This window comes from Mycobacterium sp. IS-1742 (genome assembly GCF_001500125.1).
In the GTDB taxonomy this organism is placed as follows: Bacteria; Actinomycetota; Actinomycetes; order Mycobacteriales; family Mycobacteriaceae; genus Mycobacterium.
The window spans coordinates 329,468-344,811 of record NZ_LQIV01000023.1 but is presented as its reverse complement, the minus strand read 5'-3'; the positions used below and the strand labels follow the sequence as shown (position 1 = coordinate 344,811).

General features: G+C 70.2%; 17 protein-coding genes. 7 read left to right on the top strand and 10 right to left on the bottom strand.

Going from position 1 to position 15,344, the window contains the following annotated elements; translation table 11 throughout:
- The first annotated feature begins 66 nt into the window (after positions 1-66).
- The 4 genes from AU196_RS16120 to AU196_RS16105 are packed head-to-tail and all read left to right on the top strand — an operon-like array spanning position 67 to position 4,068.
- Entirely contained in the window at positions 67-1,068 is a 1,002-nt protein-coding gene (locus tag AU196_RS16120) for a methionine ABC transporter ATP-binding protein (RefSeq protein WP_059096110.1), read from the top strand.
- Entirely contained in the window at positions 1,065-1,748 is a 684-nt protein-coding gene (locus AU196_RS16115) for a methionine ABC transporter permease (protein ID WP_059096061.1), read from the top strand. Before AU196_RS16120 ends, AU196_RS16115 begins: the two co-directional genes overlap by 4 nt.
- 11 nt (positions 1,749-1,759) lie before the next feature.
- Positions 1,760-2,662: a MetQ/NlpA family ABC transporter substrate-binding protein gene (locus tag AU196_RS16110; RefSeq protein ID WP_059096060.1), complete on the top strand. Its 903-nt coding sequence runs from the start codon at positions 1,760-1,762 to the stop codon at positions 2,660-2,662.
- Positions 2,659-4,068 carry an LLM class flavin-dependent oxidoreductase gene (locus AU196_RS16105; RefSeq protein ID WP_059096059.1) on the top strand — a complete coding sequence of 470 codons (1,410 nt, stop codon included), beginning with the start codon at positions 2,659-2,661 and terminating at the stop codon, positions 4,066-4,068. The genes AU196_RS16110 and AU196_RS16105 overlap by 4 nt, the downstream gene beginning before the upstream one ends.
- 1 nt (position 4,069) lies before the next feature.
- Here the strand turns inward: AU196_RS16105 and AU196_RS16100 are convergent, their stop codons facing one another.
- Entirely contained in the window at positions 4,070-4,498 is a 429-nt protein-coding gene (locus tag AU196_RS16100) for a CBS domain-containing protein (RefSeq protein ID WP_059096058.1), read from the bottom strand.
- Between the two features lie 110 nt (positions 4,499-4,608).
- On the opposite strand from AU196_RS16100, the gene AU196_RS16095 reads away from it, so the two are divergent.
- A complete protein-coding gene (locus AU196_RS16095) occupies positions 4,609-5,466 on the top strand; it encodes a ribonuclease Z (RefSeq protein WP_059096057.1) in 858 nt (285 codons plus the stop codon).
- Here AU196_RS16095 and AU196_RS16090 read toward each other — a convergent pair.
- The 3 genes from AU196_RS16090 to AU196_RS16080 are packed head-to-tail and all read right to left on the bottom strand — an operon-like array spanning position 5,450 to position 8,937.
- The gene (locus AU196_RS16090) at positions 5,450-6,289 is read right to left on the bottom strand and encodes a transglutaminase family protein (RefSeq protein WP_059096056.1); all 840 of its coding nucleotides are present in this window, start codon (positions 6,287-6,289) and stop codon (positions 5,450-5,452) included. The two genes, AU196_RS16095 and AU196_RS16090, sit on opposite strands and share 17 nt — an antisense overlap.
- A gap of 3 nt (positions 6,290-6,292) precedes the next feature.
- Positions 6,293-7,267, bottom strand: a complete 975-nt coding sequence (locus AU196_RS16085) for an alpha-E domain-containing protein (RefSeq protein WP_059096055.1) — start codon at positions 7,265-7,267, stop codon at positions 6,293-6,295.
- Between the two features lie 14 nt (positions 7,268-7,281).
- The gene (locus AU196_RS16080) at positions 7,282-8,937 is read right to left on the bottom strand and encodes a circularly permuted type 2 ATP-grasp protein (protein WP_082695737.1); all 1,656 of its coding nucleotides are present in this window, start codon (positions 8,935-8,937) and stop codon (positions 7,282-7,284) included.
- Between the two features lie 150 nt (positions 8,938-9,087).
- On the opposite strand from AU196_RS16080, the gene rpsT reads away from it, so the two are divergent.
- On the top strand, positions 9,088-9,348 hold the full coding sequence (rpsT, locus tag AU196_RS16075) for a 30S ribosomal protein S20 (protein ID WP_059096054.1): 261 nt from the start codon (positions 9,088-9,090) through the stop codon (positions 9,346-9,348).
- A gap of 14 nt (positions 9,349-9,362) precedes the next feature.
- Here the strand turns inward: rpsT and holA are convergent, their stop codons facing one another.
- From holA to AU196_RS16060, 3 genes are read right to left on the bottom strand one after another with little or no spacing between them, the layout of a single operon-like run.
- Positions 9,363-10,325 (bottom strand): DNA polymerase III subunit delta, encoded by a 963-nt coding sequence (gene holA, locus AU196_RS16070; RefSeq protein WP_059096053.1) that lies wholly within the window; start codon positions 10,323-10,325, stop codon positions 9,363-9,365.
- 12 nt (positions 10,326-10,337) lie between these two features.
- Positions 10,338-11,879, bottom strand: a complete 1,542-nt coding sequence (locus AU196_RS16065; RefSeq protein WP_059096052.1) for a ComEC/Rec2 family competence protein — start codon at positions 11,877-11,879, stop codon at positions 10,338-10,340.
- Positions 11,876-12,673: a ComEA family DNA-binding protein gene (locus AU196_RS16060; RefSeq protein ID WP_059096051.1), complete on the bottom strand. Its 798-nt coding sequence runs from the start codon at positions 12,671-12,673 to the stop codon at positions 11,876-11,878. Before AU196_RS16060 ends, AU196_RS16065 begins: the two co-directional genes overlap by 4 nt.
- 146 nt (positions 12,674-12,819) lie before the next feature.
- Between AU196_RS16060 and AU196_RS16055 the strand changes: the two genes are divergently transcribed.
- The gene (locus AU196_RS16055) at positions 12,820-13,875 is read left to right on the top strand and encodes an NAD(P)H-dependent amine dehydrogenase family protein (protein ID WP_059096050.1); all 1,056 of its coding nucleotides are present in this window, start codon (positions 12,820-12,822) and stop codon (positions 13,873-13,875) included.
- Between the two features lie 7 nt (positions 13,876-13,882).
- Here the strand turns inward: AU196_RS16055 and AU196_RS16050 are convergent, their stop codons facing one another.
- Genes AU196_RS16050 through AU196_RS16040 form a run of 3 tightly spaced genes read right to left on the bottom strand, consistent with a single transcriptional unit; the run spans position 13,883 to position 15,296 of the window.
- The gene (locus AU196_RS16050; protein ID WP_059096049.1) at positions 13,883-14,506 is read right to left on the bottom strand and encodes a maleylpyruvate isomerase family mycothiol-dependent enzyme; all 624 of its coding nucleotides are present in this window, start codon (positions 14,504-14,506) and stop codon (positions 13,883-13,885) included.
- Entirely contained in the window at positions 14,503-14,976 is a 474-nt protein-coding gene (locus tag AU196_RS16045) for an SRPBCC family protein (protein WP_059096048.1), read from the bottom strand. Before AU196_RS16045 ends, AU196_RS16050 begins: the two co-directional genes overlap by 4 nt.
- The gene (locus AU196_RS16040) at positions 14,973-15,296 is read right to left on the bottom strand and encodes an ArsR/SmtB family transcription factor (protein WP_059096047.1); all 324 of its coding nucleotides are present in this window, start codon (positions 15,294-15,296) and stop codon (positions 14,973-14,975) included. Before AU196_RS16040 ends, AU196_RS16045 begins: the two co-directional genes overlap by 4 nt.
- Between the last annotated feature and the right edge of the window lie 48 nt (positions 15,297-15,344).

Genomic DNA, 15,344 nt, shown 5'->3' with positions numbered 1-15,344 from the left:
GTTTCGCTGCTGTTGCCCAAGCAGTTCCGCAGGACCGGACTGCCCTCACCACTCCAGCGAGCCCACATGATCGAGATCGAGAACCTGACCAAACGATTCGGCGACCGCACCGTGCTCGACGACATCTCGTTGTCCGTCGCCGCGGGCGAGATCCTCGCCGTCGTCGGCCCCAGCGGGGCGGGCAAGAGCACGCTGTCCCGGTGCGTGAGCTTCCTCGAGCGGCCGACCAGTGGTGCCGTCCGCGTCGACGGTAAGGACTTCACCCGGCTCGAGGGCGACGAGCTGATCGCCGCACGGCGCACCATCGGCGTCATCTTCCAGACCGCCCCGCTGCTGCGCCGGCGCACGGTCGCGCAGAACATCGCGTTGCCGCTCGAATACCTGCACGCCACCGACGATTCCGTCGCCAGGCGGGTCGCCGAACTGCTCGACCGCGTCGGACTCGGCGACCGCAGCGGCTACTACCCCGCCCACCTGTCGGGCGGTCAGCGGCAGCGGGTCGGCATCGCTCGCGCGCTGGCCCTGGGGCCGTCGGTTCTGCTCTCCGACGAGGCGACCTCGGGGCTCGACCCGGCCACCACCAAGTCGATCCTGGCGCTGCTCAGCCATCTCCGCGAGGATTTCGGGCTCTCGATCATCCTCATCACCCACGAGATGGAGGTCGTCCGCGAGATCGCCGACTCGGTCGCGCGCATCGACAACGGCCGCATCGTCGAGAGCGGTTCGGTCACCGACGTGATCCTCGACCCCGGTTCGGCGCTGGCGCGGGAACTCCTGCCCGAACGGCCCAGCGTGCCGCCGCGCGGTGACGGTGAGGTGTGGGAGGTGTCCTACGCCTCCCGCGACGTGCCGTTGGACTGGCTGACCTCGATCCAGTCCGTGCCCGGCATCGCGGACACCCAGGTCAGCGTGCTCAGCGCCAGCGTCGAGGCGATCCGCGGTGTCGCGGTGGGCCGCGCGGTCCTGGCCATCTCCCCCGCCGCGCCACCCGGATTCGCCGACTACCTCAGGGAACGCGGTCTGCACGCGGACGCCCCGACGGCCGCCGCACGGAAGACGGCCGCATGACCTACCTTGCGGCCGAGGACTTCAACACCCCCTGGTTGAACGTGCCCGACCTGCTGCTGCCCGCCTACGGCGAGACGTGGCTCATGGTCGGCATCACCATGGCGCTCGTGGTGACGATCGGCATCCCCGTCGGCATCACCCTGCACAACACCTCCGAACTCGGTCTCTACCCGAACCCGCGGGTGTTCGCCGTGCTCAACACCGTCGTCAACATCGGACGGTCGCTACCGTTCCTCATCCTCATGGCCGCGATCATCCCCGTCACCCGGTTCATCGTCGGCACCACCATCGGCATCCAGGCGGCGATCGTGCCGATGACCGTGGCCGGCGTGCCGTTCTTCGCCCGCCTCGTGCAGAACGCGCTGCGCGAGGTCCGCTCCGACGTCGCCGACATGGGTCTGGTCTCCGGCGGATCGACGCTGCAGGTCATCAGGACGGTGCAGCTCTCGGAGGCCTTGCCCGGGCTCGCCGGCGCGCTGACCGTCAACACGATCGCGATGATCGAGTACTCCGCGATCGCCGGGTCGATCGGGGCGGGCGGCGTGGGGAACCTCGCAATCACATACGGATACAACCGATTCGACGACAACATCATGATCGCCACCGCCGTCTCGCTGATCATCACGGTCCAGATCGTGCAGTTCACCGGCGACCGCGTCGTCAAAGCCCTCACCCGCTGAAAGGAACACCCATGACCAGTCAGACCAGTTCGCCGACCGGACCGGGCGTCGACCTCGAGTTCAAGAAACGCCGACGGTGGCCGTGGATCGCCGGCGCCGTCGTCGCGGTGCTCGCCGTCACCGGCGGCGTCGTCTACGCCAACGTGTCCAATCAGGACAAGCCGTTCGGACCCGACCTCAAGGTCGCGACGTGGAGCACCGACATCGCCGCCGAGAACCTCCTGGGCTACATCGCCGAGAACATCGCGCCGTCCCACGGCATCACGATCGAACCGGTGCAGATCGACAACCTCATCGAGATCAACCGGGCCGTCGACGCAGGCAACGTCGCCGGCAACTTCTTCGAACATCAGCCGTTCCTCAACGACGCGATCGCCGCCAACGGATTCGAACTCACCCTCGCCGCACCGACGTTCACGTGGGACCAGGCAACCTACTCCGACAAGTACCGGAGCTGGACCGACCTGCCGGACGGGGCGAGGATCGCGCTGCGTGACGATCAGGCAGGCCAGGCCATCGCGCTGCTCGACCTGGCCGAGGCGGGGCAGATCACGCTGGAGCCGGGCAAGGACACCGTCGCCGGGCTGCCGCAGCTCGGTGACATCGCGTCGAACCCCAAGAACTACCGGTTCGTCCAGGTGCCGATCGGCCAGCTGGCGCGCAGCCTCGCCGACGTCGACGCCGTCGTCGTGCACATCTCCGACGTGTACGCGGCCGGCCTGACCGAGGACCAGATCCTGGCCCGCCACCCCGCGCCGAAGGGCAGCGAAGGCGGTCTGGTGGTGAGCGACAAGCACCTCGACGACCCGAACGTGCAGAAGCTGATCGCCACGTTCCAGGACCCTCGGATCGCCGAGTTCCTGGAGACCACCGACAACAAGCTGATCCGCGACACGTTGGGCCCGATCTCATGACGAAACGGCCGCTCTACTTCTCGGCGTTCGTGATGAACACGCCATCCCATGTGCTGCACGGGTTGTGGCGGGCGCCGGACGCGCACAATCACCGGTTCAACTCGCTGCGGCACTGGACCTCACTGGCGGCCACCGTGGAGAAGGCCGGTTACGACCTGCTGTTCTTCGCCGACGTGTTCGGCCTGCGGGCGCCGTGGAACGGCAACTGGCGCAAAGCCGTCGAGGGCGGCATCCAGGTTCCGGTCAACGATCCGTCGGTGCTGGCCTCGGCGCTGGCCACGGTGACCGACACGCTGGGCATCGTGTTCACCAGTTCGATCGTGCAGGACCATCCGTTCAACTTCGCGCGGCGGATGTCGTCGCTGGACCACTACACCGAGGGCCGCCTCGGGTGGAACATCGTGACGAGCTTCAACGCGAACATGTTCCGCAGCTTCGGCCACGACGGCACGCCGGCCCACGACGAACGCTACGAGTGGGGCTATGAGTACCTCGACGTCGTCTACAAGCTGTGGGAGGGGTCCTGGGACGAGGACGCGCTGGTCCAGGACAAGGTCCGCGGCGTGCATTCCGACCCCGCGAAGATCCACCGCATCAACCACGTCGGCCCGCGCTACCGGGTCGAGGGACCGCACTTCACGTCGCCGTCACCGCAGCGCACGCCGGTGCTGTTCCAGGCCGGCGCCTCCCCGGCCGGGCAGCTGTTCTCGGCCCGCAACGCCGAAGGCGTCTACATCAGCAGCCCGGATCCCGCTGCGGCACACGCGTTGACCTCCGAGACCAGGGCGCTGGCCGCCGAGAACGGCCGCGATCCCGGTGACATCACGTTCGCACAGGGCCTGTCTCTCGTCATCGGGGACACCCACCGCGAGGCGGTCCGCCGCAGCGACGAGATCAAACGGTACCTCGACGTCGAAGGCGTCGCCCTGCACGCGCTCGGCGACGCCGGGGTGGACGCCGGCCGGTTCCCGCTGGACACGCCGCTGAGCGAGCTCGGCGAGTTCACCGGCGTCCAGGGCTTCGCCCGGTGGGCGGCCGAGGCGTCCGGGCACACCGAGCCGACGATCCGCGATCTGGCCTGGGTCCTGGAGGGCGCGAACCGCGTCGTCGGCACCGCCGAAGAAATTGCGGACCAGCTCGAGGAATGGCGCGAGGCCGGCGTCGACGGCATCAACGTCTACCACGCCACGGTGCCCGGCACGTTCACCGACGTCGCCGACCGGCTCTTCCCGACGCTGCGGGAGCGGGGGCTGATCGCCACCGACAAGTCGGGAACCCTGCGCCACAAGCTGTTGGGGCGCGGCGACCGGCTGCCCGGCAACCACCCCGCCGCGGCCTACCGCGGGGCCTTCGGCGACAACACCCTGCTCGACCCGGTCGACGAACCGGTCGCCGTGGGGCGGTGACTCACCCGCCGGTGATGTAGGCGTGCAACTGCTCCTGTTCGGTCTGCAGCTGCTCCATCCGCGTCTTGACCACGTCGCCGATGCTCACGATCCCGGCCAGCCTGCCGTGGTCGAGCACCGGCACGTGACGGACCCGGTTGTTGGTCATCAGCGCCGACAGGTCGTCGACGGCGTCGTCGGGCGTACACGTCACCACGACGTTCGTCATGATCTCCGAGACCGGTCGGCGTAGCAGGTCCGCACCGCGTTCGTGCAGCCGGCGCACCACGTCGCGTTCGGAGACCATCCCGAGGACGCCGTCCGGCCCGACCACGACCATCGCGCCGATGTTGTGGGTGGCGAGTTCGGCCAGAAGCCCGGTCACCGTGGTGGTCTCGGTGATGGTCGCCACCGCCGAGCCCTTGCTGCGCAGCACATCCGCTATTCGCATCGCCGCCTCCGCCTCGTGTGATACGGCTCACATCAGGTTAGGCCGGATTCGCCGCGATCGGAATAGCCAATCGCCTGACGCCCACCGCGGGGCGGAGTACCCATGAGGCCATGATCGAGGTCACTCTGCTCGGAACCGGAAGTCCCGTCCCCGACGCGCGACGGGCCGGCCCGTCGACACTCGTGCGCGCGGGCGGCCACACCTTCCTGGTCGACTGCGGTCGCGGCGTCCAACTCCGGATGGCCGCCGCGGGCACCGCCGCCAACGAATTGTCCGCGCTGCTGCTGACCCACCTCCACAGTGACCACATCGCCGATCTCGGCGACCTGCTGATCACCCGGTGGGTGACCACGTTCACCGAGCAGGTGCCGCTGCAGATCATCGGCCCGCCCGGCACGGCACGGACCGTGACGGCGATGCTCGAGGCGTTCGGCCACGACATCGGCTACCGCATCGCCCACCACCCCGACCTGACCGCGCCTCCGGCGGTCGAGGTGCGCGAGATCACCGAGGGCGTGGTGGTGGACCACGACGGCGTCACGATCCGCGTGGCGCCCACCGATCACCGCCCCGTCGCCCCCACGATCGGCTTCCGCATCGAACACGCCGACGCCTCGGTGGTGCTGGCCGGCGACACCGTGCCGTGCGCGACACTCGACGAGCTGGCAGCGGGCGCAGGAGCGCTGGTGCACACCGCGATTCGCAAGGATCTGGTCGAACTGGCGCCCCAGCAACGGGTGCGCGAGGTCTGCGAGTACCACTCCTCGGTCGAAGAGGCCGCGGCGACCGCGCAGCGTACCGGCGTCGGGATCCTGGTGCTCACCCACTACCTGCCTCCCATCGCCCCCGGACAGGAGGACGACTGGCGGGCGCGGGCGGCCACGGTGTTCCCCCGCCAGATCGAACTCGGCGACGACCTGCACCGCGTCGAGGTGCACCCGGGGGTGTGCGTCAAGCCAGGCGGGTGATCTCCACGACCACGTCGAGGTCGGTGGACCCCTCCCCGGAGTAGATGCCCTTGAGCGGTGAGACGTCGGCGTAGTCACGTCCGACGCCCACGCTGATGTACTGCTCGTTGATGTCGGTGTCGTTGGTGGGGTCGTAGTGCCACCACCCGCCGGTCCACGCCTGCACCCACGCATGGCTCTGGCCGTCGACGGTGTCACCGACGCCGGCGTCCTTCTTCGGATGCAGGTAACCGGATACGTAGCGCGCGGGTATGCCCATGCTGCGCAACAGGATCAGTGACAGGTGCGCGAAGTCCTGGCACACTCCCTTGCCCTCGCGCAGCGCGTCGAGGCCCGACGAGTGCACCCCGGTGGTCCCCGGGACGTAGTCGAGTTCGGTGTGCACCCAGTTCGCGGCGGCGGTGACCGCCTCGTACGGGTCGTGATACTTCGCGATGCGCTGGCCGACGCGGGCGATGCGCTTGCTGTCCGGGGTGTAGTGCGATGCGGAGAGCACCTCGTCGAACCGGTCGATGACGGCCTCGGACCTCAGATCGTCCCACGTCACCGTTTCCGCGGGGTGGTCGCCGACATCGGTTTCGACGACCGACGAGGCCGTCACCTCGAGTTCGGTGTGGGGCGCGTGCAGGTCGAACGCGGTCACCGCGGTGCCCCAGTAGTCGACATAGCGGTACTGGCGGGTGGCCGGCGCCGTCTCGATCCGGTTGAGGATGACGTTCTGCCGGGTGTCCGAACGCGGCGTCAATCGGGCCTCGTTGAACGACGCGGTCACCGGCGACTTGTACGCGTAGCCCGTCGCGTGCACCACCCGCATCCGCCACATGACCTAGACCTCCCCTTCTTCGATGACCAGCGTGTTGCGGCCGGCATCGGTCCAAGCGACCCACGGCGCGACGTGAAAATACTGCAGTGCCAATGCGTCTCCGACCTCGCTGCACGTCTTCTGCAACCCGGCCAGCCGTTGCTCGAGCGATTCGAGCAGCACGCCGGGATGCATGAACTCCAGTTCGCTGCGCGCGCGTCCCAGCAGCCGTTGCGCCTCGGCGGTGGCGCCCAACCGGTTGTGCGGCCTGTTGAGCAGCTCGTCGAGGTTGTGCTCGGCGAGGCGCAGCGAGTAGAAGATCGACCGCGGGAACAGGCGGTCGAGCATCATGAACTCCACGACGCGGCCGGCGTCGAGGACACCCCGGTAGGTGCGCAGGTAGGTGTCGTGCGCGCCGGCCGACCGCAGCAGCGTGACCCACGCGGGTGACGATCCGCTGTCGCCGACGCGGGAGAGCAGCAACCGCACCATCATGTCGACCCGTTCGATCGCGCGGCCGAGCACCATGAAGCGGTAACCGTCGTCGCGGCTGAGCGTGGAGTCGGCCAGGCCGGCGAACATCGCCGCGCGGCCCTCCACGTAGGACAGGAACTCGTGCGGGCCCAGGCGTTTGGCGGCCCGTTCACGTTCGGCCAGGGCGTTGTAGGTGGTGTTGAGGCACTCCCAGATCTCGGTCGAGGTGACTTCGCGTGCGCCGCGAGCGTTTTCGCGGGCCGCGGAGATGGCGTCGACGATCGACGTACCGTCCGCGGTGTCCCGGTTGAACGCGACGAGGTCGGTCAGCGACCACACGTCGAGGGGGTGGTCGGGCGCCTCCATGCCGAGCACCCGCAGCAGCGTGCGCGCCACCCGGTCGGGGTCGACGCTGGAGTCCTCGAGGAGCTGGTGGACGGTGACGTCGAGGATGCGGGCGGTGTCGTCCGCGCGCTCGACGTAGCGTCCGATCCAGTACAGCGATTCGGCGTTGCGTGCCAGCATGTTCCGACAACCCCCTACTGCTGCTGCTGCTGCTGCAGCTGTTCTGCCGACTGTGCGTCCGCGCTCTTGTCCACCTTGGTGGCCTTGGCCGCCTTCGGCAGCTCGCGCACCACCTCCGCGGCGGCCAGTTCCCGGTCGGCGGCCGAGGTGCGCGACGCCAGCACCCACGTGTCCTTCGACCCGCCGCCCTGACTGGAGTTGACCACCAGGGAACCCTCGGGCAGCGCGACGCGGGTGAGCCCGCCGGGCAGCACCCACACGTCGTTGCCGTCGTTGACCGCGAACGGTCGCAGGTCGACGTGGCGGGGCGCCAGCTTGCCGCCGATCTGGGTCGGCACTGTGGACAGCTGCACCACCGGCTGGGCGATCCACCCGCGGGGATCGTTGCGGATCTTCTTGCAGATGGTGTTGAGCTCCTTCTCCGAGGCGTCCGGGCCGAACACGATGCCGTACCCGCCGGAGCCCTCGACGGGTTTGATCACCAGTTCGGTGACCCGGTCGAGCACCTCCTCGCGCTCCTCGTCGAGCCAGCAGCGGTAGGTGTCGACGTTGGCCAGCAGCGGCTTCTCGCCGAGGTAGTACTCGATGATCGTCGGCACGTAGGTGTAAACGAGCTTGTCGTCGCCGACCCCGTTGCCCACCGCGCTGGAGATGACGACGTTGCCGGCCCGCGCGGCGTTCAGCAGCCCGGCCACGCCGAGGACCGAGTCGGGACGGAACTGCATCGGGTCGAGGAACGCGTCGTCGATGCGCCGGTAGATGACGTCGACCTGGCGCTCACCCGCGGTGGTGCGCATGTAGACGGTGTTGTCGCGGCAGAACAGGTCGCGGCCCTCGACGAGTTCCACGCCCATCTGCCGGGCGAGCAGCGAGTGCTCGAAGTACGCCGAGTTGTAGACCCCCGGTGTCAGCACGACGACGGTCGGGTCGGCCTCGTTGGAGGCGGCCGCGTTGCGCAGCGCCCGCAGCAGGTGCGAGGCGTAGTCGCCGACGGCGCGCACCCGGTGGGTGGCGAACAGGTTGGGGAACACCCGTGCCATGGTGCGGCGGTTCTCCATCACATACGACACCCCGGACGGCGACCGGAGGTTGTCCTCGAGCACGCGGAAGTTGCCCTGGTCGTCGCGGATCAGGTCGATACCCGCGACATGGATGCGCACCCCGTTGGGCGGGTTGATCCCTGCGGCCTCGCGGTGGAAGTGCTCACAGGACGTGACGAGCCGGCGCGGGATGACGCCGTCGCGCAGGATGTGCTGCTCGCCGTAGATGTCGTCGAGATAGGCCTCGAGCGCCCGCACGCGCTGGGTGATGCCACGTTCCAGCCGGGTCCACTCGCCGGCGGAGATCACCCGCGGCACCAGGTCCAGCGGCAGCGGCCGCTCCTGACCGGACAGCGAGAAGGTGATGCCCTGATTGATGAAGGCCCGGTCGAGCGCGTCCGCGCGGGCCTGCAGATCGGAGGCGTCGGCGGGGGCGAGTTCGGCGAAGATCCCCTTGTAGGGGCCACGCACGTTGCCCTGGGCGTCGAACATCTCGTCGAAGGCCCGGCCGTAGCCGCCGACGCTGTTGTAGCCGGCGAAGATCCCGTCGTGCCGTTTGGTGCGCGCTCCGTTCGTGCGGGAGGATCGGCTGGACTCGGTCGGCAGGGTGCGCAGGCTCACGTGTGACACTTTGCCCCACGCCGGGCGTTCAAGCAGGTTAGCGGGGCTCACTTTGGTCGAATCGGGGCCTCGCTGGTAGCCTGGACAACCGCTGCCCGCCGTGTCGGCGCGGCCGGAGACTTTGCATCATCCACCCGATCTTCAGAAGGACTGCTCTACGTGGCCAACATCAAGTCGCAGGAAAAGCGCATCCGCACCAACGAGCGTCGGCGTCTGCGCAACCAGTCGGTGAAGTCCTCGCTGCGCACGGCGGTGCGCGGCTTCCGCGAGGCCCTCGACGCCGGCGACAAGGACAAGGCCGCCGAGCTGCTCGTGGTCACCAGCCGCAAGCTGGACAAGGCCGCCAGCAAGGGCGTCATCCACAAGAACCAGGCCGCCAACAAGAAGTCGGCGCTCGCGGTCGCGCTCAACAAGCTCTGAGCTGGTCCGCGCTTCTAGTCGGCCACCAGTTCGGCGACTCTGCGCACCGCTGACTCCAGCGCGTAGTCGGCATCGGCCGCTGCGCCCTTGACGTCGGCGTTGAGTGCCGCGACCAGCCGCATGGCCTCGGCCACGGACGCCCGCGACCAGCGTCGTGCCTGCTTCTGCGCCTTCTGCACCCGCCACGGCGGCATCCCCAGTTCACCGGCCAGCCGGTAGGGATCACCCGACAGGGGCGCGACCCGGGCGATGGTGTGCACCGCCTCGGCCAGCGCATCGGCCAACACCACCTGCGGCTCGCCGCTGAGCATCGCCCACCGCAGCGCCTCGGCGGCCCCCGCGACGTCGCCGGTGACGGCCTTGTCGGCGATGTCGAACCCCTTCACCTCCGCCTTGCCGGAGTGGTACCGGCGCACCGCGGCCGCGCTGACCTCACCGGCGGTGTCGGCCACCAGTTGCGAGCAGGCGGCCGCGAGTTCGCGGATGTCGGAACCGACCGCGTCGAGTACCGCGGTGACGGTGTCGTCGGTGACCTTGACCTTGTGGCTGCGGAACTCCTTGCGCACGAAATCCGCGCGTTCGGCGGCCTTGACGATCTTGGCGCACGGATGCACCTCGGCTCCGAGCTTCTTGAGCTGATCGGCCAGCGCTTTGGCGCGGCCCCCGCCCGAGTGCACGACGACGAGCATCGTGCCCGGCGGCAGATCGGCCGCCGCGGTGGCGATCAGCGCGACCGCGTCCTTACCGGCCTCGGCGGCCGATTCGAGCACCACCACCCGCTCGTCGGAGAACAGTGACGGGCTGAGCAGCTCGGCGAGTTCGCTGGTGCTCACCTCCCCGGCACGGAGCCGGTCGACCGGGACGTCGTCGGTGCCGGCGATCTTGCGCGCGTTCTTCAGCACGGCCGCCACCGCGCGCTCGACGAGCAGTTCCTCGTCCCCCAGCACCAGATGGAGGGCTGCGACCTGTGGGCTCACCCGGTGATCGTTTCACGCGCCGCCGACACCGCCGAGCCCGGCGTGGCCGGACAACGACCACGCAACCAGACACAGTGCCGCCGCCGCGGCGGCCCGTCGCGCCCACCGCCACCGCCACAGCACGACGAGCGCGATCCCGCCCACCGCGACCAGCCCGACGCCGGCCCAGCCGGACGGCACCGACACCGACGCGCCGGGCACCGCGGCCGCCCATCCGGCCACCCGCAGCAGCCACCACAGTTGCGGTCCGGTGAACCGGATCAGCAGCCCGGCGCCCGCGGGCCACAGCCCACACAGCCCCGCCGCGGCGGTGCCGATCACCGTGATGGGTGGAATAACCGGCGCCACAGCCACATTCGCAAGCACCGACACCAGGCTGACGCGGCCGGAGATGCCTGCCACCAGCGGCGCGGTGACAAGCTGTGCGGCCATCGCGACCCCGACGGCGTCGGCGAGCGGTTTGGGCCACCCCCGCCCGGTCAGTCGCCGCGACCACACCGGCGCGAGCACCACCAGGCCGGCGGTCGCCGCCACCGAGAGCGCGAAACCCGCGTCCACGGCCAGTTCCGGCGCGGCGATGAGGAGGAGCAGCACGCTCGCCGCCAGCGCGGGGATCGCCTGCCTGCGGCGGTGCGTGACCATGGCGAGCAGCGTGATCGCCCCCATCACCGCGGCGCGCAACACGCTCGCCGACGGCTGCACGACCACGACGAACGCGATCAGCGCCACCCCGGCCAGCGCGACGGCCGCGCGCGGGCCGACGACCGCCGCGCTGAGCAGCACCGCGCCACAGACGATCGTCACGTTCGCGCCCGAGACCGCGGTCAGATGGGTCAGCCCGGCGGCGCGGAAATCCGCGGTGGTGTCCGGCGGTACCGCCGCGGTGTCCCCGAGCACCAGCGCCGGCAGCATCGCCGCCTGCTCGACCGGAAGTGCACCCCGCGCGGCGTCGGCGAATTCGGTGCGGACGTGGTGCGCCATCCGGTGCACCGGGGCCGCCCCACCCACGGTCGCCTCACCCGTCGCCGACAGCACCGCCACGGTGAGGTCACGCCGGGTCGGCCTGCCGATGCGCGCGCGGAAGGCCGCCGGGCGGCCCGCGCTCACCGCGGCGAAACCTCGGGCCGGCGCGAAGACCACCACCCGGCCCGAGGTGGGTCGGCCGTTCACTTCGTGCAGGACTGCCCGAAACAGCAGGCGCCCGCCGCCGAGTGGTCGCGGGCTGTCGGCGGGGGTGAGCGTCACCGACACCGTCGACCCGTAGAGGGCCACGATCGGGTGGTGGCGCACCTGGTCGGTCCGTGCGGCCACGGCGACGGTGAACGCACCACCCACGACCGCGACGGCCGTGAGGGCGGCGGCCGCCGACCGCACCGCCGCGGTGGGCCGCGACTCGCCACTGCCCCACACTGCCGCCGCGGCCGTCACGGCGATCCCGCCGAACAGCACGAGCACCGCGGCGGCGGCGCCCCACTGGATCCCGGCCGCGGTCACCGCCCAGCCGGTCACCGCCGCCGGCACCAGGCGCAGGTCGAGCGGCGCCTCGTCGCTCACACATGGACCAGGTCACGCAGTTTGGCCAGCCGCGCCGGGCCGATGCCGTCCACCTCGCCGAGTTGGTCGACGCTGCGGAAGGCGCCGTTCGCATCGCGCCAGGCGACGATCGCCGCGGCGGTGACGGGCCCGACGCCCGGCAGCGTGTCGAGTTGTTCGACGGTCGCGGTGTTGAGGTTGACCGGCTCACCGGCAGCCTTGGCCGGTTCGGCGGGCGCGGCGCCCGGCGGCGCCGCCGGGTCACCCGATCCGCTCGTGGAACTGCCCATGATGGCCGGCTGTCCCGGGGCGGGGGCGATCCCGACGATGATCTGTTCGCCGTCGGCGAGCCGGCGTGCCATGTTCAGCCCGATCAGGTCGGCGCCGTCGACCGCTCCCCCGGCGGCCTCCAGCGCGTCGGCGATCCGGGCGCCCGGCGCGAGCGTCACCAGCCCCGGCCGGCGCACCAGCCCGACGACGCTGACGATCACCGGCTGGTCCGGGGCGGGTGTCGGCGAGGCCGACGACACCATCTCGACGTCGGGCAGTTTCGCCGCGACCACCGGCGGCGGATCGTCGCGCCACAGGGTGAACATCGTGACCAGCACGGCGATGACGCCCACGACGGCGAGCCCGGCCACACCGGCGCGGCCGGGGTCCGCGCGCACCGCCGCCAGCCAGCCCGGCCCCGTCGACGGGGCCGCGTCGGGCAGCCACCGGGACAGGGCGGTGTCGGGCCGCGCCTCGTCGTGGTCGGGCTCCTCTTCGGCGCCGAGTCGGCGGTGCAGCCGCTCGGCCGGCTCTTCGGTCCGCATGCGCCCGACGGTAGGGACGCCGTCCGTCGGAGTGGCCGCGCACGGCGCTCGAGACGGCACCACTGTGGATGAACACGGCGCTGTGGATGACGTCCAGCCCCTAGGGTCGAGGTGGCGAATGCAGGCTCGACGAGGAGGCGCCCGAGATGACCCGACCGACCACCGGACGTCCCCTGCGCGTGATCCAGTGGACCACCGGAAACATCGGCAGGCGGTCGCTGCACGCCATCATCGGCAGGGACGACATGGAACTGGTCGGGGTCTACGCCCACGGCGCCGACAAGGTCGGGGTGGACGCCGCCGAACTCGCGGGCCGGCCCGACCCGACCGGCGTCACCGCCACCAACGACATCGACGCGTTGATCGCACTGCGCCCGGACGCCTGCTGTTACAACCCGCTCTGGCCGGACGTCGACGAGCTGATCCGGCTGCTCGAGGCCGGGATCAACGTGTGTTCGAGCGCCGCCTGGATCACCGGGGGCAAGCAGTCACCGGAGGATCTCGACCGTATCCGGAAGGCCTGTGCGGCAGGCGGTTCGACCATCTTCGGCAGCGGCGCCCACCCCGGGATGACGAACATGGTCGGCATGGTGCTGTCCGGCGCCTGCGAACGCGTCGACGAGATCCGGATCACCGAATCGGTGGACTGCTCGACCTACGAGTCGGCGGGCACCCAGACGGCGATGGGATTCTCCCAGGACCCCGGCACGCCGGGATTGGCCGAGAGCGTCCGCCGGGAGAGTGAGGTCTTCGCCGAGTCGGCGGCGATGATGGCCGACGCGATCGGCGCCACCCTCGACCGCATCACCTTCGACGTCGAGTTCAGCATCGCGACAGGCGACACCGACCTCGGGTTCATGCAGATCCCGGCCGGCACCGTCGCCGGGGTGTACGGCTACCACCGCGCCTGGGTGGGTGCCCGCAACGTGGTCAGCGTCGGGTTCAACTGGATCATGGGCGATCACGTCACGCCGCCCAAACCGCTCGAGCACGGTCATGTCATCCAGGTGTTCGGGTTGCCCAACATGCGCACGGTGCTGCACTGCCTGCCGCCGCGCGACTGGACCGAACCCGGCTTCATGGGCCTCGGGATGATCTACACCGCGATGCCGGTGACCAACGCGGTGCCCGCCGTGGTCGCCGCGCCGCCGGGCATCGTGACGCTCAAGGATCTGCCGCCGGTCACCGGTCGCATCGCCTGACGGGAGCTCACATCCGCTGCGCCAGAACGGCTTTCCCCGGGCCGGCGAGGTCGGCGAGCGCGGCCGGGCGGCCCGCCATCGCCATCATCAGCGCCTCCCCGGGACCCGCCACCTCGGGGCCGTCGCCGTGCGTCCAGTCGACGTCGGTGGCCCGCAGCCGCAGTCCCCTGATCCGCCGGCCCGCGCCCAGAGTGGGGTTGCCGGGCAGCAGCGGCAGGATCCGCGACAGCCGCTCGGCCGGTATGGTGCGCGGCCGGTTCAGCGCACGACGGATGTCCTGGTGATGAATGGTGCCGTCGACGAAGCCGATCATCCCGCCCAACCGCGCCGTCAGCCCCGAAGGGTCGAGGTGACGGTCGAGGTAGTCCATCAGCTCGGATTCGGAGAGATGCGCGAACTCGTCGACCCCGACCTGGTTGGCGTGGGCGATGCGGCCCTTCGCCAACCGCCCGAGGAATCCGGCGACGCCCAGCTCCTCGTACGAGACGACATGGGCCACGACATCTTTGACCGTCCACGCCGTACACAGGCTCGGGGCGTGCCACTGGTCGGGCGTCAGGGTGGCGAGAAACTCGGCGAGATCGGCGCGCTCGGCGTGCGTGAGCGCCCTCAGCGACTCGGGCGGGGTCATGTCAGCAGGCCTCGATACCGCTCGAGATACAGCGGCCAGCCGGCGTCGCCGTCGACACCGCCGGCGACCGACTCCCACCCGTCGCCGTGCCGGTCGAGGTGGCGGTGTTCCAGGACGACGCGCGTGCGCTCGGCGGTCACGGGGATGAACCGCACCTCCACGTCGCTGGCCCGTCCCGGATCGGTCTCCAGCTGCCAGGTCGGGCCGATCTTCCAGGTGAACACCACGCGGTCCGGCGGCTCGTAGGCCACGACGCGGGCCCACCGGCACTCACTGCCGTCGACGCCGCGGTCATAGATGTCGCCGCCCACGCGCGGCTCGAACACCGTCTCGGCGATCGGCACCGCGAGCAGATTGTGCTCACGCGGTTTGAAGTCACCGAACCGCTCGGTGAACACCCGGAAGGCGTGCGCCAGTGGGGCGTCGACCGTCACTTCGTGGCGAATGGTGTTGCTCTGCACGGGTTTCATCGATCCTGTCCTTCCCGCCGCTCGGCGATCTCCTTGAATCCGGCCAGCGCATGGATCCAGAACCGGTCGAGATCGGCGCGCATGGCCGCCAGCCCGGACGGGTCCAGCTGGTACACGCGTCGCGTACCGTCCGGTCGGTCGTGGACGAGCCCGGCGCGCTTGAGCACCTTGAGGTGCTGGGAGACCGCCGGGCGGCTGACGGGCAGATCGTGAGCCAGTTCCCCGACCGCACACGGGCCGAGCGCGAGCCGTTCGACGATCGTGCGCCGGGTGCGATCGGCCATCGCCTCCCAGGCGGCGTCCACTTGGTAAGTGACCACGAACCGTAAGTTACCACTTACCGATGCCACCGTCGAGACCAACCGTCG